Origin of the sequence: Kitasatospora sp. NPDC059747 (assembly GCF_042732955.1) — a bacterium.
GTDB lineage: Bacteria > Actinomycetota > Actinomycetes > Streptomycetales > Streptomycetaceae > Kitasatospora.
This window is the reverse complement of record NZ_JBHWGV010000011.1, coordinates 67,711-86,889: the sequence shown is the minus strand read 5'-3', so window position 1 is coordinate 86,889 and position 19,179 is coordinate 67,711. Positions and strand designations below refer to the sequence as shown.

The window sequence follows — 19,179 nt, the reverse complement described above, 5'->3', positions numbered from 1 at the left end:
ACGGTGGGGTGCGAACGGCGGGGGGCCGGTGGCCGTTCGGCCCACCGGCCCCCCGCCGCAGGGAATCCCCTGGTCAGCCCGCGTACTTCGCGAAGATCTTGGCGAACTCGTACGGCTGCTGCGGGATGTTGGTGCACTTGGACAGCGAACCGCCGGTGCACGCGTTGGCGTCCCGGGTGGCGTCCCAGAAGGCCAGCAGGCCGAGGTGGTTCTGCTGGGCGAAGGTCACCAACTGCTGGGCGGCCGCCTGGTTGTAGACCTGGTGGTCGTCGTTCTCGCCGATCATCGGGGTCACGCCGACCGCGGCCCACAGCTGCGCGTCGGTCTTCGCCGGGTACAGCGCCTTGAGCTGGCCGAACAGGGCCTGCGCGGCCTGGACGGCGGCGTTGCCGTAGTCGGTGCCGGAGCGGTAGTAGTCCATCGCCATGATGTTCACCAGGTCGACGCTCACGCCCGCGTCCCGGGCCGACTTGACGATGGCGACGCCGTCGGAGGTCAGGCCCTCCGGCAGGACGGGCAGGGTGAACGACACCTTGAGGCCCGGGTTGGCCTGCTGGAGCTTGGCGAGCGCGGCCGAGCGGCGGTCGTTGGAGGCGGTGTCGGCGATCGCCGCGCCCTCGATGTCGAAGTCGACGTAGCGCAGGTTGTAGGCCTTCACCACGGCGTCGTACTCGGCGAACAGCGAGTCCACGGTGGTGCAGGCGGCGGCGAGTTCGGTGCCGCTCGCGCCGCCGAAGGAGAGCTTGACGTCGCCGCCGGCCGCGCGCAGCGCGTCCACCTGGTCCTTGGCCCAGCCGGTGCGCGGGTCGTAGGCGTTGAACCAGCTGGCCTTGCAGCCGACACCGGTCACGAAGCCCATCGTGTAGCCCTTGAGGTTGCCGGCCTTGGCCATGTCGGGCATGGACGGCGTGGGCCAGGCGCCCATGTCGATGTAGGGGGCGACCGGGAGGGCGACGTTCGGCGGCGGGGTGCCCGGTCCGCCGGTCGGGGTGCCCGTCGGGGTGCCGGTGGGCGTCACGGTCGGCGTGGCGGTCGGGCTGGGTCCTCCGCCGCCGGGGCCGGTGAGGGTGACGTCGTCGGCGAGGTAGGCACCCTGCCCGTACCAGCCGTGCAGGTAGACGGTGACGCTGGTGGTGCTCGGGCCGGTGGTGAAACCGGTCGACAGCTGCTGCCAGCCGGTGCCGCCGGGGGTCCAGGTGGCCGGGTCCGTGACGCCGTTGCCGGTGGCGCCGAGGTACACGTACTGGCCCTGCACCCAGGCGCTCAGCGAGTACGTCGTGTTGGGCTGCACGCTGACGGTCTGTCCGCACTGCGCGGTGTCGCTCGCGCTCGCCGCGCCCTTGAGCGCGTAGGTGCCGCCGTGGGCGCCGGAGTTGACGACGCTTCCGGTACCGGCGGAACAGCTCCACGGGTTCAGCGAGCCGCTCTCGAAGCCGGCGTTGGCGAGCAGGTTGGTGTCGGCGGCGCCGGCGTTCCCGGCGAGGGCGGCGAGGCCGCCGGCCGCGAGCGCGGTGGCCGCGGCGAGGCTCAACAGCTTGGTGCGGCCCGGGGACCGGCGGTGCGCGGGGGCGTCGTGGGGCGCGGTGGGCATGGGGGTGCCTCTCGGGGACGGTGGGCCGCCCGCGCCGCACAGGTGGGGGCGCGGGCGGGCGGCCGACTGGGGGCGTGGTCCGGTGCGGGGGAGCTGCGTGGGGTGCTGAGGATCAAACTGGACTAGACCAGCTGTGCACGTCAAGCACTTCCCCGGTCCCGGGGGCCCGCCGTGAGCAGGTTTTAGGACGCGTTTAAGGAGACGGCTCCGCACGGTTCCGCACGGGCCCGGAACCGTGCCGCGCTTGACCTCGAGTGCACTCCAAGGTGGAGGCTGTTCCCCGTTGGCCCGCTGAGCGGGACGGCCCGCCGGGCCACGGGAACCGGGCCACCGGAACTGAGCCACCAGATCGGAGAACCGTCATCATGCGCACCGCCCCGTTCGGACTCAACGGTCCGGAGATCGGCGTCCTCGGCCTCGGCTGCATGGGGATGACCCACGCCTACGACGTGGGGAACCGGGACGACGAGAAGTCCGTCCAGGTGATCCGCCAGGCGCTGGACCTCGGCGTCACGCTGATCGACACGGCCGACATGTACGGGCCCTACACCAACGAGGAGGTGGTCGGCGCCGCCCTCGCCGGCCCGTACCGCGAGCGCGCGTTCCTCGCCACCAAGGTCGGCATCGTCCCGGGCGGCAGCGGTCAGGGGGACCGCAACGGGCGCCCCGAGCACGTGCGGCGCTCGATCGACGAGAGCCTGCGCCGTCTCGGCACCGACCACGTCGACCTCTACCAGCTGCACCGGGTCGACCCGGCCGTCCCGATCGAGGAGACCTGGGGCGCCTTGGCCGAGGTCGTCCAGGCCGGCAAGGCGCGGCGGATCGGCCTGTCCGAGGCGACCGTCGAGGAGATCAAGCGGGCTCAGTCGGTGCACCCGGTGGCCTCCGTGCAGTCCGAGCTCTCGCTCTGGACCCGGGACGCCCTGGCCGGCGTCCTGCCGTACACCGAGGAGCAGGGCATCGCGTTCCTGCCGTTCTCGCCGCTCGGCCGCGGCTTCCTGACCGGCAGCATCTCCTCCTTCGCCGAGCTGCCCGCCGACGACTTCCGCCGCCGGCTGCCGCGCTTCCAGCAGGACGCGCTCAAGGCGAACCTGGCGCTGGTCGCGAAGGTCAGGGAGGTCGCCGAGCGGATCGGCGCGACGCCCGCGCAGGTCGCGCTGGCCTGGACGCTGGCGCAGGGCCGGTACGTCTTCCCGATCCCGGGCACCCGGACCCCGCGCTACCTGGTGGACAACGCCGGCGCGGCCGACGTCGTGCTCTCCGCGGCGGACCTCGCCGAGCTGGACGCGATCCCGTCGGCGACCGGCGGGCGCTACTGAGCGGCCCGGTCCTACCGCTCCTTGACCCACACCTGCTGCCGTCCGGTCTCCGCCGGGGCCCGGACGGCGGCGTCGGCGATCCGCTCCAGCCGGTAGCCGAGCTTGCGCGGGACGGCCGCGCTGGCGCCGTTCGCCTGGTCGCAGCGGATCTCCACCCGGGCGATCCCGGGCAGCGCCAGCGCGGCCGAGGTCAGCGCCCCGGCCCCGGTGGTCGCGATGCCGCGGCCGACGTGCCGGGCGCTCACCCAGTAGCCGATCTCCAGCGCGCCGGGGCCGATCCGGCCGTGCAGGCCGAACGCGCCGATCACGCTGCCGGGTTCGGCGTCCAGTCCGACCAGGTACATGAAGTCGGTGCCGGCGTCCCAGGCCGCCGTTCCGGCCCTGGTCAGCCGGGCCGTCCTGGCCCGGCTCGGCGCCTCGGCCGCCCACTCCAGCCAGGGCCGCAGGTGGTCCAGGTTGGCGCGGACGGCCTTGGTGAGCGCGGCCGTGTGCGTGCTGAGCCGACGGTGCAGCGAGACGCCGCCGGCCAGCCGCAGCAGCTCCGGGGGCCGGCCGGCGGTGGCCTCGCCCGGCGCCGCCGGGTGGTGGTCACAGGACCGTGGCTGTGCGTCGCTCATGACGGCGATTATGTCCTTGGCCAGGACCTGTCACCAGCGGCGTCCGCCGTGGACCGGAAGCACGCGGGAGGCGGACGTCCGCGGCCCCGCGGTCGCGGGAGCGCTCAGAGCCGCACGAGCACCTCGTCGAGCTCCTTGCGCCGCAGGTCCGGCACGCGCGCCCCCTCGGCCGGGTAGCCGACCGGGATCACGTACGCGGCGCGCTCCTCCGCCGGGCGCTCGCACACCTCGTTCAGGAACTTCATCGGGCTCGGCGTGTGGGTCAGCGTGGCCAGTCCGGCCTGGTGCAGCGTGGCCAGCAGCAGCCCGACCGCGATGCCCACCGACTCCTTCGTGTAGTACGGGCGCGGCGAGCCCGGCCCCTTGTGCACCTCGAACACGACGATCACCGCCGGCGCGTCCTCCAGGAACGGCTTGTGCCAGTCGGTGCCGATCGGCGCCAGCGCCGTCAGCCACTCCTCCGAGGCCCGGTGCGCGTAGAACTCGCGCTCCTCCGCCTCGGCGGCCTCGCGCAGCCGCCGCTTGCGCTCCGGGTCGGTGATCACCACGAACCGCCACGGCTGCACGTGCGCGCCGCTGGGCGCGGTGTTGGCGGTGCGGACCGCCCACTCGACCACGCCGTCCGGGATCGGGCGGGTGGAGTAGTCGCGGACGGTGCGGCGCTGCGCCATCACGTCGTGGAACGACCTGCTGCGGGCCTCGGCCTCGTGGGCCGGCACGGTCATCGGGGTGTGCGGGACGGTCGGGTGGGCCGTCTCCGCCACTGCGCTCTCTGCACTCTCAACCATGGCGGACAGCACAGCACATGACGGTTCCGCCGGGAAGAGGTCGAGACCAATCCCGGCGGAACCGCCAAGTGCCGCGTGTCGTGCGCGCCGTGCTGCGCCCGGCCCGGACGTGCAGCTGCTACAGCTCGTGCACCCGTCCGTCCCGGACCTCCAGGCGCCGGTTCACCGTGACGGTGTCCAGCATCCGCCGGTCGTGCGTGACCAGCAGCAGCGTGCCGGTGTACGACGCGAGCGCGGACTCCAGCTGCTCGATCGCGGGCAGGTCCAGGTGGTTGGTGGGCTCGTCCAGCACGAGCAGGTTGACCCCGCGCGCCTGGAGCAGCGCCAGCGCGGCGCGCGTGCGCTCGCCGGGGGAGAGGGTGGCGGCCGGGCGCAGCACGTGCACCGCCTTGAGGCCGAACTTGGCGAGCAGCGTGCGCACGTCCTCCGGCGACAGCTCCGGCACGGCGGCGGAGAACGCCTCCACCAGCGGCTCCCCGCCCAGGCTGTGCTCGTTCTTGAAGATGTGCCCGCGCGCCTGGTCGACCTCGCCGACCACGACGCCCGAGCCCAGTACGGCGCTGCCGCCGTCGAGTTCGAGCCGGCCGAGGAGGGCGGCCAGCAGCGTGGACTTGCCCGCGCCGTTGGCGCCGGTGATCGCGACCCGGTCGGCCCAGTCGATCTGCAGGTCCACCGGGCCGAAGGAGAAGTCGCCGCGGCGGGCGACGGCCGCGCGCAGGGTGGCGACGACGGAGCCGGAGCGCGGCGCGGTGGCGATCTCCATCCGCAGCTCCCACTCCTTGCGCGGCTCCTCGACCACGTCCAGCCGCTCGATCATCCGCTGCGTCTGCCGGGCCTTGGAGGCCTGCTTCTCGGTGGACTCGGTGCGCTTCGCCTTGGCGTTCTTGTCGTTGTCGCCGCTCTTGCGGCGGGCGTTGCGGACGCCGTGCTCCATCCAGTTGCGCTGCATCTGGGCGCGCGCCTCCAGCGAGGACCTGGTGTCGGCGTACTCCTCGTACTCCTCGCGGGCGTGCCGGCGGGCCACCGCCCGCTCCTCCAGGTACGCCTCGTAGCCGCCGCCGTACAGGTTGACCTGCTGCTGGTGCAGGTCCAGCTCCAGCACCTTGGTGACCGTCCGGGCCAGGAACTCGCGGTCGTGGCTGATCAGCACGGTGCCGGCGCGCAGGCCCTTCACGAAGGCCTCCAGCCGCTCCAGGCCGTCCAGGTCGAGGTCGTTGGTGGGCTCGTCGAGCAGGAAGACGTCGTAGCGGGAGAGCAGCAGCGAGGCGAGGCCGGCCCGGGCGGCCTGGCCGCCGGACAGCGCCGTCATCGGCAGGTCGAGCGAGACCTTCAGGCCGAGCGAGTCGGCGACCTCCTCGGCGCGCTCCTCCAGGTCGGCGCCGCCGAGGTCGAGCCAGCGGTCCAGGCTGGTCGCGTACGCGTCGTCGGCGCCCGGGCGGCCCTCGACCAGGCCCTCGGTGGCCGCGTCCAGCTCGGCCTGCGCGGCCGCGACGCCGGTGCGCCGGGCCAGGAAGTCGCGCACCGACTCGCCCTCGCGCCGCTCCGGCTCCTGCGGCAGGTGGCCGACGTTGGCGCTCGCCGGGCTGAGCCGCAGCGAGCCCGCCTCGGGGGTGTCCAGCCCGGCCAGCAGCCGCAGCAGGGTCGACTTGCCGGCGCCGTTCACGCCGACCAGGCCGATCACGTCGCCGGGGGCGACGACCAGGTCCAGGCCGGAGAAGAGGGTGCGTTCGCCGTGGCCGGCGCTGAGGTCCTTGACTACGAGTGTGGCGCTCATGATGGGGCCGATTCTACGGAGCCGCGGGCCCCGGGCGGAAAACACCGGGGCCGCGGCTGTTCCCAGCCACGGCCCCGGTGCTCACTCGCCTGGACGTTCATGCGTTCAGGCGCTCGGCTTGCTCCCGCGCGGTGCCACTTCGTGGTGCTCCTGCGCGGTGCTACTTCGTCTTCTTCGAGATGTAGTCCAGCGCCTTGGCCGCGACGTCGTCCAGGTACGGCCCGGCCTCCCAGGTGTTGTCCTCGCCACCGATGGAGGTGTCCGAGACCAGCACCTGCTTGCCGTCCTTCATCGCGAACCAGCCGCCGCCGCTGTCACCGCCGGTGCCGTTGCAGCCGGAGGTCAGCATGGCCGGGCGGGACGGGTCGATGGTGCGGCGGGCCGGCTTCGGGCCGTCGCAGTGGTCCAGCTCCATGCCGTCGAACGGCTTGGCGGCCGGGTAGCCGTAGCTGCTGACCGCGGTGATCTGGTCGCGCGGGGCGTTGAACCAGACCGGCACGGAGCCGCCGACCGTCTCCTCCAGCGACTTGCCGCCGCCGTCCGGGTTGGCGACCCGGACGATGCCGAAGTCGTACTGGCTCCACGGGCCGCCGCTCTCCGGGTCGGCCTCGCCGGCCCAGGTCGGCGACACGATGCCGGCGGTGGCGCCCCACTCGCCGAACGGCTCGGCCTGCGCCAGCGAGCCCTGCTTGCCGCCGCTGAGCACGCCGTTGCTGTTGAAGGCCGGGGCGAAGACGATGTCGGTGTGCGACTTGCCGCCCTTGCCGCCGTGCAGGCAGTGGCTCGCGGTCCACACCAGGTTGCTCTTGCCCGGGTTGGCCGGGTCGGAGATCACGGTGCCGGAGCAGACGTACTCCTGGGTGCCGTCCATGAAGAACAGCTTCCCGTTGACGTTCAGGTTCTTCGCGAACGGGTGCTGGACCGGCTTCATCTGGACCAGGGCCGGCTTCGGGTCGTTGCCGCCGTCGGCCGGCGGCTGGACCGGGGCCTGCGAGGTCGGCTGGGCCGGTGCCGGCGCGGCGCCGGTCGGGGCCGGGGCGGTCGGCTGGCCGGTGGGCTGGTTGCCCAGGCCCGGCTTGACCGGCTTCGCCTTCAGGATCTTCTGCAGGTCCCAGTAGCCCTTGACGGCCGGGGTGATGACGTTGGCCTGGGCCCACTTCTCCCAGTCCTCGGGCTTCCACTTCTTGATCTCGTCGACCGTCGGGAGCTTGATCGGCGCGGCGCCCGGCTTGGCCGTGTCGCCCGCCGCGGCAGCGGTGGTGGGCGCCGCGGTCTGCGCCCCGGTCGAGCTGTCGCTGTTGTCCGGGCCGCACGCCGAGGCCAGCACCATCGTCAGCGCGACGACGGAGGCGCCCAGGGCGGCACGGGTGGTCCGGGATATCGATGACATCGTGTTCTGTTCCCCCTGTGAATGAACGCCATACGGCCCGATCCGCGGGTACGGCCGCGAGGGCCGCAGGTATGGCAGGTGAGGAGTCTGCCATGCCGCATAAGGGCTTTCTCACGTCCGCCCCCGACTGCGACGAGGCTGTCACGGGATCGGCACCGGATCGGCACCTCGGCATTGCCGCCTTCGCCGGCGCCGGTCCCGCGGCTCCGACGCCGGTCCGCGGGGCGTACGGAAATTCGGTTGCGGAGCGGTGCGCGGGGTCCGTAGCGTCGTGTCCGTCAGTCACCCGAACAGGAGCAGGCCGTTGAACTACTGAGGTCCCAGGACACCGCCCCGCCGCGCAGGCCGCTTCGCCGCGCGGTGTGCGTCATGGTGTGCGACCTCGGTCACGGCCCCTGTGGTTCCCCACGGCTCGTGCGGCGTTCTTCTCAGCTGTCCTCCGCCGCGTTCTGCCGTTCTCCGCCGCTTCCCGCCGTTTTCCGCCGAGCCCTTTCGCGCCCTTCCGCACCCGCGGTGTCTCCCCGTGTTGCTCACCCCGTTTCTCCACCAGCAACCAACCGGGAGGCCGACCATGGCACAACCCACCACCGCCGTCCTCTGCACCGACCTCGACTTCGAGTGGCCCGACGGCAAGTCCGTCCTCGACGGCTTCCAGCTCGCCGTCGGCCCCGGCCGCACCGGCCTGATCGGGCTCAACGGCGCCGGCAAGTCCACGCTGCTGCGGCTGATCGCCGGGGACCTCACGCCCTCCGGCGGCACCGTCCGCGTCGCGGGCGAACTCGGCTACCTGCCGCAGGGGCTGACACTCGACACCGCCCTGCGCGTGGACGAGGCGCTCGGCGTCCGGGCCGCCCGCGAGGCCCTGCACGCCATCGAGTCCGGCGACACCGCCCAGCACCACTTCGACGCCGTCGGAGACGACTGGGACGTCGAGGAGCGCGCCCGCGCCACCCTCGACAAGCTCGGCCTCCAGCGGCTCGACCTCGACCGCACCACCGGCGAACTCTCCGGCGGCGAGGCCGTGTTGCTGCGGCTGGCCGCCTTGCTGATGCGCCGCCCCGACGTCCTCCTGCTCGACGAGCCCACCAACAACCTCGACCGTGCCGCCCGCGAGCGGCTCTACGAGACGGTGGCCGGCTGGCGCGGCGTCATGCTGATCGTCAGCCACGACCGCGAACTGCTCGAACACGTCGACCAGATCGCCGACCTGCGCGACGGCCGGATCACCTGGTACGGCGGCAACTTCACCGAGTACGAGCGCACGCTCGCCGCCCAGCAGGAGACGGCCGAGCGGCTCCTGCGCAACGCCGAGGCCGACGTCCAGCGCCAGAAGCGGGACCTCGCCGACGCCCGCATCCGGCTCGACCGCAGCGCCAGCTACGGCAAGAAGCGCTCGGTCACCCGCAACGACCCGCACATCTTCGCCGGCATGCTCAAACGCCAGGGCCAGGAGACGGCGGGCCGGCTCACCGGCATGCACACCGAGCGGCTGGAGGAGGCCAAGCAGCGGCTCACCGCCGCCGAGGAGGCGGTCCGCGACGACGCCGAGATCCGGATCGACCTCCCGCGCACCGCCGTCCCGGCCGGTCGCACCGTGCTCACCCTGCAGAAGGTCCGGCTGCCCAACGGCGCCACCGCCGACCTCGACCTGCGCGGCCCCGAGCGGATCGCGCTGGTCGGGGGCAACGGCAGCGGCAAGACCACCCTGCTGCGCACCATCGCGGGCGAACTCGTCCCGCCGGCGGGGGAGGTCACCACGCCGGTGCCGCTGCGCCACCTGCCCCAGCGGCTCGACCTGCTGGACGACGGGCTCACCGTCGCGCAGAACGTCAAGCGGTTCGCCCCCGCCGCCGGGGACAACGCGATCCGCGCCCGGCTCGCCCGCTTCCTGTTCCGCGGCGGGCGGGCCGACCAGCCGGCCGTCACGCTCTCCGGCGGCGAGCGGTTCCGGGCCACCCTGGCCGCCCTGCTGCTGGCCGACCCGCCGCCGCAGCTCCTGCTGCTCGACGAGCCGACCAACAACCTGGACCTCGCCAGCGTCCGCCAGCTCACCCAGGCGCTCGCCGCCTACCAGGGCGCGCTGATCGTGGCCAGCCACGACCTGCCGTTCCTGCGCGGCCTCGGTCTCACGCGGTGGCTGGAGCTGGACGGGGAGCTGAGGGCGGTGGCCCCGATGTAGCCGTGGCCTGCTCCCGCCCACCGATGTTGTTCCTCGTCCGACAGCACACGGCGGGCCGGGCTCAGGGCCGAGTCCTTGAGCCCGGCCCGCTCGTCGGGGGTGAACACCGGCACCCGCGGGTCCGGCGGGACGCCCGGACCGTCGAAGCCGTCCTTCCGCGCCGTGGTGCGGTCCGGTGTTCAACTGCCTTGGGAGCCAGTAGCATCGGGGTCATGCCAGCGCTCAACATCGAGTACACCGAGCACGAGCTCGCCGCGATCCGGGCGGCGGCGGCCGCGGACGGGAAGAGTGTCAAGGCGTACGTGCACGACCTGAGCGTGCGGGAGCAGCAGCGGCGGGTCTTCGTCGATCACGCGGTGTCCTTCTGGAAGGAGCACCGCGCGGAGTTCGACGCGGCGTTCCCGGAGGACGCGCCCGCCGCGTGAGGGGGCGGGCGTGACGGTGTTGCACGTCGATCTGCGCTGGCTGCTGGACGTCCAGGAGCACGCCTCGCCGGAGGACCTCAGCGTGCGGGACTACTCGGCGCTCCAGGCCGCCGTCGCGCGACACCGGGTCAACACCGCGCAGCTCGGGCACGAGGCCGACGCCGCGTGGTGCGCCGCGACGCTGATGCACACGATCGTCCTGCTGCGGCCGCTCCCGGTGCGCAACAACCTGTACGCCTGCATGACCACGGCCGCGTACATGCATGCCGCCGGCGAGGGCGTCGACCCTCCGTACGGGGCGCTGGTGGAGCTGGCCCGGGACGTCGCCGAGGGCCGGGCGGACGTCTACACGGCGGCCGACCGGATCCGCTCCTGGCGGATCTGAGCACGCGTGGGCGGATCCCACGAGTGATCGACCGGCCGCCGGGGTTCGGTGCTACGCCTCGGTGGCGGCGGGCCGCAGCTTGCCCGCGACCAGCGTGCCCAGCCGGTCCAGGCCGACCACGGCCGCGCCGAGCACGACGAACTCGACCGTCAGCATGCCGATCTGACCCCACACGTAGCCGTATCCCTTGGTCGTCGGGTCGAAGAAGAAGTACGGGTACTTCAGCGGGAAGTCGGCGAACAGCGCGTTGCGGGTGAGCACGATCGCCGCGTACCCGAGCGGGAAGGCCAGCCAGAGCGGGATGTCCCGCCAGGCGGAGGCGTTGCGGGGCTTGAGCAGCAGCCAGTCGGCGACCACCATCAACGGCGTCACGTAGTGCAGGAAGAACGACGACCAGTGCGCCAGCTTGTCCGGCCCGTCGACGAGCCCCGGCAGCGGGTTGGCGCCGTGCTGGAGCAGGATGTGCGAGACCAGCCCGGTGATGACGATGTACAGCGTGGCGGCGCCGCGCAGTCTGGGCGCGGGCGCGTCCACGGTGCCGCGCTTGAGCATCCAGTAGGCCGCGCCGATGAAGTAGCCGAGCACGATGACGTTGCTCTGTACGGTGAAGTACACGAGCGACGCGTTGCCGAGCGTCAGACCGAGGAATGCCGACAGCGCGATGCCCATGCGCCACCACAGCGCCGGGCGGGTCCGGACTGACATGCGGCCACCAGTTCGTTTCAGGCGATACGGGAGGTATCGGACGGGCAGGGGATCGAAGCACTCTACTCGCAGGTAGTGGCCGGATGAAAGAATCGTTCCTGCGTGGAGGGCGCTGAGCGGCTCAGCCGGGGAGCGCGAACCCCGAGCGGCTCAGCCGGGGAGCACGAATCCCGACTCGTACGCCGCGATCACCGCCTGGGTGCGGTCCCGGGCGCCGAGCTTCGCGAGCACGCTGCCGACGTGGGTCTTCACCGTCTCCTGGCTGACGACCAGCTCCCGCGCGATCTCCCCGTTGTTCAGCCCGGTGGCCATCAGCCGCAGCACCTGGGCCTCGCGCTCGGTCAGCCGCCCGATCGGCCCCCGGTCCGGGGCGGCGGCGCCGCGGGCGGCCGCGGGCGCGTGCCGCAGGGCGAGCTCCCGGACGGCCGCCGGGAACAGCAGCGAGTCCCCGCGGGCGACCAGCCGCACCGCCTGCACCATCTCCTCGGCCCGCGCCCGCTTCAGCAGGAACCCGGCGGCACCGGCCCGCAGCGCGTCGTACACGTGGTCGTCGTGCTCGAAGGTGGTCACGACGAGGATCCGCGGCGGCTCGGCCATCCCGCCGACCAGCTGTTCCGTCGCCCGGATCCCGTCGATGCCGGGCATCCGGACGTCCATGAGCACGACGTCCGGCCGCAGTTCGCGCACCAGTGGCACGACCTCGGCGCCGTCCGCCGCCTCGCCGACGACGTCGAGGTCCGGCTCGGCGTCGATCACCACCCGCAGGCCCATCCGGACCAGCCGTTCGTCGTCCGCGATCACCACGCGGATGTTCCCCGTCATCTCGTCTTCCCCGTCGGTTGGTTGGCGTTCGGTCGGCGTTCGGTCGGCGTTGGTTCGCGTTCGGTTGGCGTCTGGGTGGCGCTCGGTCGGCGTCGGTCGGTGTCGGTTCGCATCGGTCGGCGTCCGGTGGGTGTGTGGTCGATGTCCGGTGTCCGGTGGCTGATCGGCCGGCGTTCCATCCGTTCCTACCGGCCGGCGGGCAGCCAGACGGCCAGCCGCCACGCCGTGCCGTCCCCGGTCGGCCCCGCCTCGCTGCCGCCGCGCAGCGCCGCCGCCCGTTCCCCGATGCCGCGCAGCCCGCGCCCGCCGCCGGGGCGGCTGGGGCGCGCGGAGCCCAAGGGGTTGGTCAGTTCGATGTCCACCCGGCCGTCGGCCAGGGCCACCCGCAGCGCGGCCGGCGCGGGCCCGGCGTGCCGCAGCACGTTGGTCAGGCCCTCCTGGACGATCCGGTACGCCTCGCGGGAGACCGCCGGCGGGAGCCGGTCCAGGCCGGGGGAGAGCTCGGCGTCGACCCGCACGCCGGTGCGGGCGAGCTGACGCAGCAGGTCGTCCAGCCCGGTCAGGGTGGGGCCGGCGGGTCCGTCTCCGGTCTCCTCCTCGCGCAACAGCCCGAGCACGGTGTCGAGTTCGGCGACGGCGGCCCGCGCGGTCTCCTCGATCGCGGCCAGCGCCTCGGCGGCGAAGTCCGGGTCGCTGCGCAGCACCCTGGCCGCCGCCGAGGCCTGGATGCCGACGGCGCTCAGCGCGTGCCCGACCGAGTCGTGCAGTTCCCGGGCCAGCCGGTTGCGCTGGGCGAGCACGGCGGCCCGGCGTTCGGCCACGGCCAGCCGTTCCTCGGGGGTCGGGCCGAGCAGGACGGGCGCCCAACGCGCGAGCAGCGCGCCGCACGCCGCGTTGGTGCCGGCGATCAGGGCCAGGACGGCCAGGCCGAGGGCGACGCCGGTGAGCATCCAGCCGGGAAAGCCCCGCTCCCAGTAGTGGGTGAGGTCGTTGACCCCCGGGAAGTCGAAGATGAGCACGACCGCGAACGGCGCCCCGGCCAGCGTCATCCCGGCGACCACCCCGCCGAGGAACAGGTGCAGCACGTACCAGCCGGCCGCGCGGCGCCGGGCCGCCCACGACCGGGCGGGGCCGGTGGCCAGCGCCTCGGGCCGGTCGGGCGTGCACAGGGCCCGCGCCGCCGCGCTCTCCAGCGTGCGGACGGTCGGCAGCAGGGCGGTGACGGCGGCCATCGGCAGCGAGGTGCCCACCGAGAGGAGCTGGAGCAGGAGTTGGCGCAGGTGGGACTGGTTGTTGTTGAGCGCCCCGAACAGTACCTGCGACAGCAGCCAGTACGGCATCAGCAGGGCGCCGCCGAGTACCAGGTGCACCCAGCGCAGCCGTGCCCGTCGTCCGAACAGCGTCTCCGCCGTCCGCCGGATCCGCCCCTGCCGCTGCGCCCGCGCGCCCGTTTTCACCTGCCCGCCCCCGTGGTCACGCGCGCGACTCTACGGCAGGCGACGGCCTTGCGGCGGCGGCCGCCGCCCGTTCGGTCAGCGCCATCGCGCCCGCCGCCAGGGCCAGCAGGCCGGCCACGACCTGCCCGGCCTCCACCAGGACCATCAGCCCGGGCACCGCGTGAGGCAGGTCCGGGACGGTCGTCGTGCTTCCGAACGCCACCAACTGCCAGGCGCCCCAGGCGAAGACCGACCCGGCCGCGGTCCACGCCACCGCGAACGGCGTCCGCAGCCGCCGCCCCGGCCCGATCCGGAACACCAGCACCAGCAGGGCACCGGCGGAGGCCACCGCCATCAGCGCCGTCACCGCGTCCATCGTCGCGATCGACCTGCTGCGCTCCTCGGCCCACTGCAGCGGCAGCCCGACCGTCCCGCCCGCCGCCCAGTACGCCCGGACCACCGCGACGCCCAGCCCGAGCAGCGCGGCCACGCCCGCGAAGACGCGCTGCACGACGAGCGTGGGGGAGTCCGGCAGGTCGCCGATCCGGTCGTGCAGCAGGCCCGCCCAGCGCCGGCGGGCGTACAGGACGAAGGCGAGGATCAGTGCCACGCCCTGCACCGAGAACCCGCCGTACACCAGCCCGAACACCCAGCCCGCGAGGCCGTCGTCGGCCTGCTGCGCCGCGTTCTGGTGCTCCGGGCCGAGCACCAGCCCGGCGATCAGTGTCACCGGCACGGCCACCAGGATCGTTCCGAGCAGCCCGGTCGCCACCCACATCGGGAACGCCACCAGCCCGGCCCGCACCCGTCGGCCCCACGGCCGGACGAAGGTGAGCGCGAGTGCCAGGGCGATCGCGTCCATCCCGAAGGTGATGAGGTTGAGCAGCCAGAGCTTGTCCATGGAGCCCGGGTCGCGCACGCCGACCTCGGACCCGCTCAGCCAGAGCGACTTGAGCGTCAGGTAGGGCACCGTCGAGGCCATCGCGACTCCGGCCGCGACGCCCCGCACCACATCCTCTTTGTTCCTCATGCCCCTACGGTCGCGCCGGGGGCGGGGGCGGCACGTCGGTCCTGGAAACGATCCCCCTCCCCCTGGCGGGGGATCCGGCAACGGGGTCCTGCGCCAGGGGGAGGGGGAGGGGGGAGAGGGAGGGTGAGGGGAGGTGAAGGGGCGGGGTGGGGCGGGGTGGGGTCTCAGGGCATCCGGTGGATCAGGCGCTCCTCGTGGTCGACCCTGCCGTCCGGGTCCGGGACCAGCCCGAGCCGCTCGGCCAGCCGCCGCGACGGCAGGTTGTCGGCACGGATCAGCGCGGTCACCGGCAGGCCGGGGAACCGGGGCAGGGCCTCCGCGAGCGCGGCCCGGGCCGCCTCGGCCGCGTACCCGAGCCCCCAGGCGGCGGGCCGGAACCGGTAGTAGAGGTTGAACACCGGCTCGTCGTCCAGCGTGTGGAAGCACACCCCCGCGAACCCGATCACCACCCCCGGCTCCTCGCGCGTCGCCACCGTGCAGTACCCGACCCCGTCCCGCGTCCACTGCGCCACGAAGCCGTCCAGCATCGCCCGGCTCTCCGAGCGCTCCCGGTGCGGCCCGTGCGGGTTGTACCGGTTGGTCTCCGGATCCCCGTGAACGGCGAACACCGCCTCCACGTCGTCGTCCTGCGGCCGCGTCAGCAGCAGCCGTCCGGTCTCGGTGACGATCGTGCGTCCGGCAACGGTCATGACGGTTCCCCCGTGTCATCCGTAATAGATCCAGTGCACCCTAGACCATTACCCCCGTCGTCCGCCTCACGGAATCGGCTCACATCCGACCGCCTCGCCCCCGGCCGGGTGGTGAAGTCCGGGTTCCCCCTGCGTGGCTCACATTTTCCCGGTGCGGAGGGGGTGCCCCTCGCAGCGCGAAGACGTTATTGGGTAGCGCCGTCAGCGGGCGGAGGGACTCTCCGTGGTCGTCGCGGCACGGGGGGGTTGGGGTGTCGAGGTCTTGTTACCGGCGGGTCGCTTCTCTATCATCGCGAGTGTTACAGCTTTACTGTCAAACCCCGAAGGGTTCTGCAGCCAGTGCGTGACACCAGTGGTTCCCAGGCCTCGGGTGGCGGTCCGTTGGCGGGTGTGCGGGTGGTCGAGCTCGCGGGGATCGGCCCCGGGCCGTTCGCCGGCATGTTGCTCGCGGACCTCGGCGCCGACGTGGTGCGGGTGGACCGGCCCGACCCCTCGCCGCTCGGCATCGACCCGGCGCGGGACGTCACCAACCGCAACAAGCGCTCGGTGCTGATCGACCTCAAGTCCCCGGACGGGCCTGCCCGGGTGCTCGACCTCGTCGAGCGGGCCGACCTGCTGATCGAGGGCTACCGGCCCGGGGTCGCCGAGCGGCTCGGCGTCGGCCCGGACGCCTGCCTCGCGCGCAACCCCGCGCTGGTGTACGGCCGGATGACCGGCTGGGGGCAGGAGGGGCCGCGCTCCGCGCAGGCCGGACACGACATCGGCTACGCGGCGGTCGCCGGCGTGCTCGGGCTGGTCGCCGCCCCCGGCGGGGCCGAGGAGGCGCCCGGGATCCCCGCGAACCTGCTCGGCGACTACGCGGGCGGCTCCCTCTACCTCGTCGTCGGCCTGCTCGCCGCCCTGCACCACGCCCGCGCCACCGGCACCGGCCAGGTCGTCGACGCGGCGATCGTGGACGGCGCCGCGCACCTCGGCAGCATGCTGTGGGGCCTGCTCGCGGCCGGCCACTGGCAGGACCGCCGGGGCGTGAACCTGCTCGACGGCGGCGCCCCCTTCTACGCGGTCTACCGGGCGGCGGACGGCGGTCACCTCGCCGTCGGCGCGCTGGAGCCGCGCTTCTACGCCGAGTTCGCCCGCCTGCTCGGCCTCGGCCCGGACGCGCCCGGCCAGCACGACCTCGCCCGCTGGCCCGAACTGCGCACCCTGATCGCCGAACGCTTCGCCACCCGCACCCGCGCCGAGTGGGAGGCCGTCTTCACCGGCTCCGACGCCTGCGTGGAACCCGTCCTGACGCTGCGCCAGGCCGTCTCCGACGCCCACCTGGCGGCGCGCGGCACCTACGTCGAGGCGGACGGCGTCACCCAGCCCGCCCCCGCCCCGCGGTTCTCCGCCACCCCCGGCTCGCTGCGCCGCCCGCCGGCCAGGCCCGGCGCGCACACCGCCGAGGTGGCCCGCGACTGGGACGTGCCCCTCCTGAGCCCCGACCCGGACAACTCCGCAGCAGAACAAGGAGCGTAGCGTTGCAGCGCGACATCTTCACCGAGCAGCACGACGACTTCCGGGACACCGTCCGGTCGTTCCTCGCCAAGGAGGTCCTGCCGCACTACGACCGCTGGGAGAAGGCCGGCATCGTCGACCGCTCCGCCTGGCTCGCCGCCGGGCGGCAGGGGCTGCTCGGCATCGCCGCCCCGGAGGAGTTCGGCGGCGGCGGCGCCCCGGACTTCCGCTACGCCGCGGTGCTGGCCGAGGAGTTCGCGCGCGCGGGCGTCCCCGGGCTGGCGATCGGGCTGCACAACGACATCATCGGCCCCTACCTCACCTCGCTCGCCACCGAGGAGCAGAAGCGCCGCTGGCTGCCCGGCTTCTGCAGCGGCGAGATCATCACCGCGATCGCGATGACCGAGCCCGGCACCGGCTCCGACCTCCAGGGCATCCGCACCCAGGCGGTCGACCAGGGCGACCACTACCTGCTCAACGGCGCCAAGACCTTCATCTCCAACGGCATCCTCGCCGACCTCGTGATCGTCGTGGCCCGCACCACCCCCGAGGGCGGCGCGCACGGCCTGAGCCTGCTCGTCGTCGAGCGCGGCACGCCCGGCTTCGAGCGCGGCCGCAACCTCGACAAGATCGGCCAGAAGTCCCAGGACACCGCCGAACTGTTCTTCGAGGACGTCCGGGTGCCGAAGGAGAACCTGCTCGGCGAGCTCAACGGCGGCTTCGTCCACCTGATGCAGAACCTCGCCCAGGAGCGCCTCGCGATCGCCGTCGCCGCGATCGCCGGAGCCGAGTACCTGGTCGAGATCACCACCGACTACGTCAAGCAGCGCGAGGCCTTCGGCCGTCCGCTCGCCAAGCTCCAGCACGTGCGCTTCGAGATCGCCGAGCTCGCCACCGAGTGCGCCGTCACCCGGGCGTTCGTCGACCGCTGCATCACCGAGCACAATCGCTACGCTCTCACCCCGGCGGACGCCTCGATGGCCAAGTGGTGGGCCACCGAACTGCAGAAGCGCACCGCCGACCGGTGCCTCCAACTGCACGGCGGGTACGGGTACATGAGTGAGTTCCCGGTCGCCCGGGCGTTCACCGACGGGCGCATCCAGACCATCTACGGCGGCACCACCGAGATCATGAAGGAGATCGTCGGCCGCTCCATCCTCGGCTGACGCCCTTCCGTCCGGCCTCCGGCCCTCCCGGATCTCCCGGTTCTCCTCGTCCTCCGGCCCCTAAGCCCTGAATCCCCTAAGCCCCGAAGCTCTGAAGTCCCGAAGTCCTGAAGCCCCGAAAGGCGTTCCCACCGTGACCACCGAAGCGTACGTCTACGACGCGATCCGCACCCCGCGCGGCCGGGGCAAGGCCACCGGCTCGCTGCACGGCACCAAGCCGATCGACCTGGTCGTCGGCCTGATCCACGAGCTGCGCGGCCGCTTCCCCGACCTGGACCCGGCAGCGATCGACGACATCGTGCTCGGCGTCGTCAGCCCGATCGGCGACCAGGGCTCCGACATCGCCCGGATCGCCGCCATCGCGGCCGGCCTGCCCGACACCGTCGCCGGCGTGCAGGAGAACCGCTTCTGCGCCTCCGGCCTGGAGGCCGTCAACCTGGCCGCCGCCAAGGTCCGTTCCGGCTGGGAGGACCTGATCCTGGCCGGCGGCGTGGAGTCCATGTCCCGGGTGAAGATGGCCTCCGACGGCGGCGCCTGGTTCGCCGACCCGATGACGGCCTACGAGACCAACTTCGCCCCGCAGGGCATCGGCGCCGACCTGATCGCCACCATCGAGGGCTTCTCGCGCACCGATGTGGACGCCTTCGCCGCCGAGTCCCAGGCCCGCGCCGCCAAGGCCCAGGCGGACGGCCTCTTCGACCGCTCGGTCGTCCCGGTGCGCGACCGCAACGGCCTGGTGGTCCTGGACCGCGACGAGTTCATCCGCCCCGGCACCACGGTCGAGACCCTGGCCGGCCTCAAGCCCTCCTTCGCCCAGATCGGCGACGCCGGCGGCTTCGACGCCGTCGCGCTGCAGAAGTACCACTGGGTCGAGGCCATCGACCACGTCCACCACGCCGGCAACTCCTCCGGCATCGTGGACGGCGCCGCGCTGGTCGCCATCGGCAACCGCGAGGTCGGCGAGCGGTACGGGCTGCGCCCCCGCGCCCGGATCGTCTCCGCCGCCGTCTCCGGCTCCGAGCCGACCATCATGCTCACCGGCCCCGCCCCGGCCACCCGCAAGGCCCTCGCCAAGGCCGGGCTCACCGCCGCCGACATCGACCTCGTCGAGATCAACGAGGCCTTCGCCGCCGTCGCACTGCGCTTCATCCGCGAACTCGGCTTCCGCCACGACCAGGTGAACGTCAACGGTGGCGCGATCGCGCTCGGCCACCCGCTCGGCGCCACCGGCGCGATGCTGATCGGCACCGTGATCGACGAACTGGAGCGGCGCGACCTGCGCTACGGCCTCGTCACCCTGTGCGTGGGCGGCGGCATGGGCATCGCCACCGTCGTCGAGCGCATCTGACCTCCCCGTTCCTCGGAT

17 protein-coding genes are annotated in these 19,179 nt (G+C 73.2%); 7 read left to right on the top strand and 10 right to left on the bottom strand.

The window, feature by feature from the left end:
- Positions 1-73 precede the first annotated feature (73 nt).
- Positions 74-1,591, bottom strand: a complete 1,518-nt coding sequence (locus tag ACFV4G_RS07520) for a carbohydrate binding domain-containing protein (protein ID WP_380437513.1) — start codon at positions 1,589-1,591, stop codon at positions 74-76.
- Positions 1,592-1,956: 365 nt separating this feature from the next.
- Here ACFV4G_RS07520 and ACFV4G_RS07515 point away from each other — a divergent pair, with 365 nt between their 5' ends.
- The gene (locus ACFV4G_RS07515; RefSeq protein ID WP_380437511.1) at positions 1,957-2,910 is read left to right on the top strand and encodes an aldo/keto reductase; all 954 of its coding nucleotides are present in this window, start codon (positions 1,957-1,959) and stop codon (positions 2,908-2,910) included.
- An 11-nt stretch (positions 2,911-2,921) separates the two neighbouring features.
- Here the strand turns inward: ACFV4G_RS07515 and ACFV4G_RS07510 are convergent, their stop codons facing one another.
- From ACFV4G_RS07510 to ACFV4G_RS07495, 4 genes are all read right to left on the bottom strand, one after another.
- Positions 2,922-3,527, bottom strand: coding sequence for a GNAT family N-acetyltransferase (locus ACFV4G_RS07510; RefSeq protein WP_380437509.1), 606 nt, complete (start codon positions 3,525-3,527; stop codon positions 2,922-2,924).
- A gap of 104 nt (positions 3,528-3,631) precedes the next feature.
- The gene (locus tag ACFV4G_RS07505; protein ID WP_380437507.1) at positions 3,632-4,315 is read right to left on the bottom strand and encodes a nitroreductase family protein; all 684 of its coding nucleotides are present in this window, start codon (positions 4,313-4,315) and stop codon (positions 3,632-3,634) included.
- A 118-nt stretch (positions 4,316-4,433) separates the two neighbouring features.
- Complete coding sequence (locus ACFV4G_RS07500; RefSeq protein ID WP_380437505.1) at positions 4,434-6,089, bottom strand: ABC-F family ATP-binding cassette domain-containing protein; 1,656 nt, start codon at positions 6,087-6,089, stop codon at positions 4,434-4,436.
- Between the two features lie 160 nt (positions 6,090-6,249).
- Positions 6,250-7,479 carry a trypsin-like serine peptidase gene (locus ACFV4G_RS07495; protein WP_380437503.1) on the bottom strand — a complete coding sequence of 410 codons (1,230 nt, stop codon included), beginning with the start codon at positions 7,477-7,479 and terminating at the stop codon, positions 6,250-6,252.
- A 571-nt stretch (positions 7,480-8,050) separates the two neighbouring features.
- Here ACFV4G_RS07495 and ACFV4G_RS07490 point away from each other — a divergent pair.
- From ACFV4G_RS07490 to ACFV4G_RS07480, 3 genes are all read left to right on the top strand, one after another.
- Complete coding sequence (locus ACFV4G_RS07490) at positions 8,051-9,658, top strand: ABC-F family ATP-binding cassette domain-containing protein (RefSeq protein WP_380437501.1); 1,608 nt, start codon at positions 8,051-8,053, stop codon at positions 9,656-9,658.
- Between the two features lie 212 nt (positions 9,659-9,870).
- Positions 9,871-10,083 (top strand): hypothetical protein, encoded by a 213-nt coding sequence (locus tag ACFV4G_RS07485; protein ID WP_380437499.1) that lies wholly within the window; start codon positions 9,871-9,873, stop codon positions 10,081-10,083.
- Positions 10,084-10,093: 10 nt separating this feature from the next.
- Positions 10,094-10,468: a toxin Doc gene (locus ACFV4G_RS07480; protein ID WP_380437497.1), complete on the top strand. Its 375-nt coding sequence runs from the start codon at positions 10,094-10,096 to the stop codon at positions 10,466-10,468.
- Positions 10,469-10,519: 51 nt separating this feature from the next.
- On the opposite strand, the gene ACFV4G_RS07475 is transcribed toward ACFV4G_RS07480, so the two are convergent.
- The 5 genes from ACFV4G_RS07475 to ACFV4G_RS07455 form a co-directional block, all read right to left on the bottom strand.
- Positions 10,520-11,173, bottom strand: a complete 654-nt coding sequence (locus ACFV4G_RS07475) for a Pr6Pr family membrane protein (RefSeq protein WP_380437495.1) — start codon at positions 11,171-11,173, stop codon at positions 10,520-10,522.
- Between the two features lie 150 nt (positions 11,174-11,323).
- Entirely contained in the window at positions 11,324-11,995 is a 672-nt protein-coding gene (locus ACFV4G_RS07470; protein ID WP_380437493.1) for a response regulator, read from the bottom strand.
- Between the two features lie 185 nt (positions 11,996-12,180).
- The gene (locus tag ACFV4G_RS07465) at positions 12,181-13,452 is read right to left on the bottom strand and encodes a histidine kinase (RefSeq protein ID WP_380437491.1); all 1,272 of its coding nucleotides are present in this window, start codon (positions 13,450-13,452) and stop codon (positions 12,181-12,183) included.
- 16 nt (positions 13,453-13,468) lie between these two features.
- Entirely contained in the window at positions 13,469-14,461 is a 993-nt protein-coding gene (locus ACFV4G_RS07460) for a hypothetical protein (RefSeq protein ID WP_380437489.1), read from the bottom strand.
- Positions 14,462-14,625: 164 nt separating this feature from the next.
- On the bottom strand, positions 14,626-15,150 hold the full coding sequence (locus ACFV4G_RS07455; protein ID WP_380437487.1) for a GNAT family N-acetyltransferase: 525 nt from the start codon (positions 15,148-15,150) through the stop codon (positions 14,626-14,628).
- 339 nt (positions 15,151-15,489) lie between these two features.
- Here ACFV4G_RS07455 and ACFV4G_RS07450 point away from each other — a divergent pair, with 339 nt between their 5' ends.
- The 3 genes from ACFV4G_RS07450 to ACFV4G_RS07440 all read left to right on the top strand — a co-directional run bounded on the left by ACFV4G_RS07450 (position 15,490) and on the right by ACFV4G_RS07440 (position 19,161).
- Entirely contained in the window at positions 15,490-16,668 is a 1,179-nt protein-coding gene (locus ACFV4G_RS07450; RefSeq protein ID WP_380437485.1) for a CaiB/BaiF CoA transferase family protein, read from the top strand.
- A gap of 2 nt (positions 16,669-16,670) precedes the next feature.
- Positions 16,671-17,813, top strand: coding sequence for an acyl-CoA dehydrogenase family protein (locus tag ACFV4G_RS07445; protein WP_380437483.1), 1,143 nt, complete (start codon positions 16,671-16,673; stop codon positions 17,811-17,813).
- Between the two features lie 133 nt (positions 17,814-17,946).
- Positions 17,947-19,161: an acetyl-CoA C-acetyltransferase gene (locus tag ACFV4G_RS07440; RefSeq protein WP_380437481.1), complete on the top strand. Its 1,215-nt coding sequence runs from the start codon at positions 17,947-17,949 to the stop codon at positions 19,159-19,161.
- Positions 19,162-19,179 lie beyond the last annotated feature (18 nt).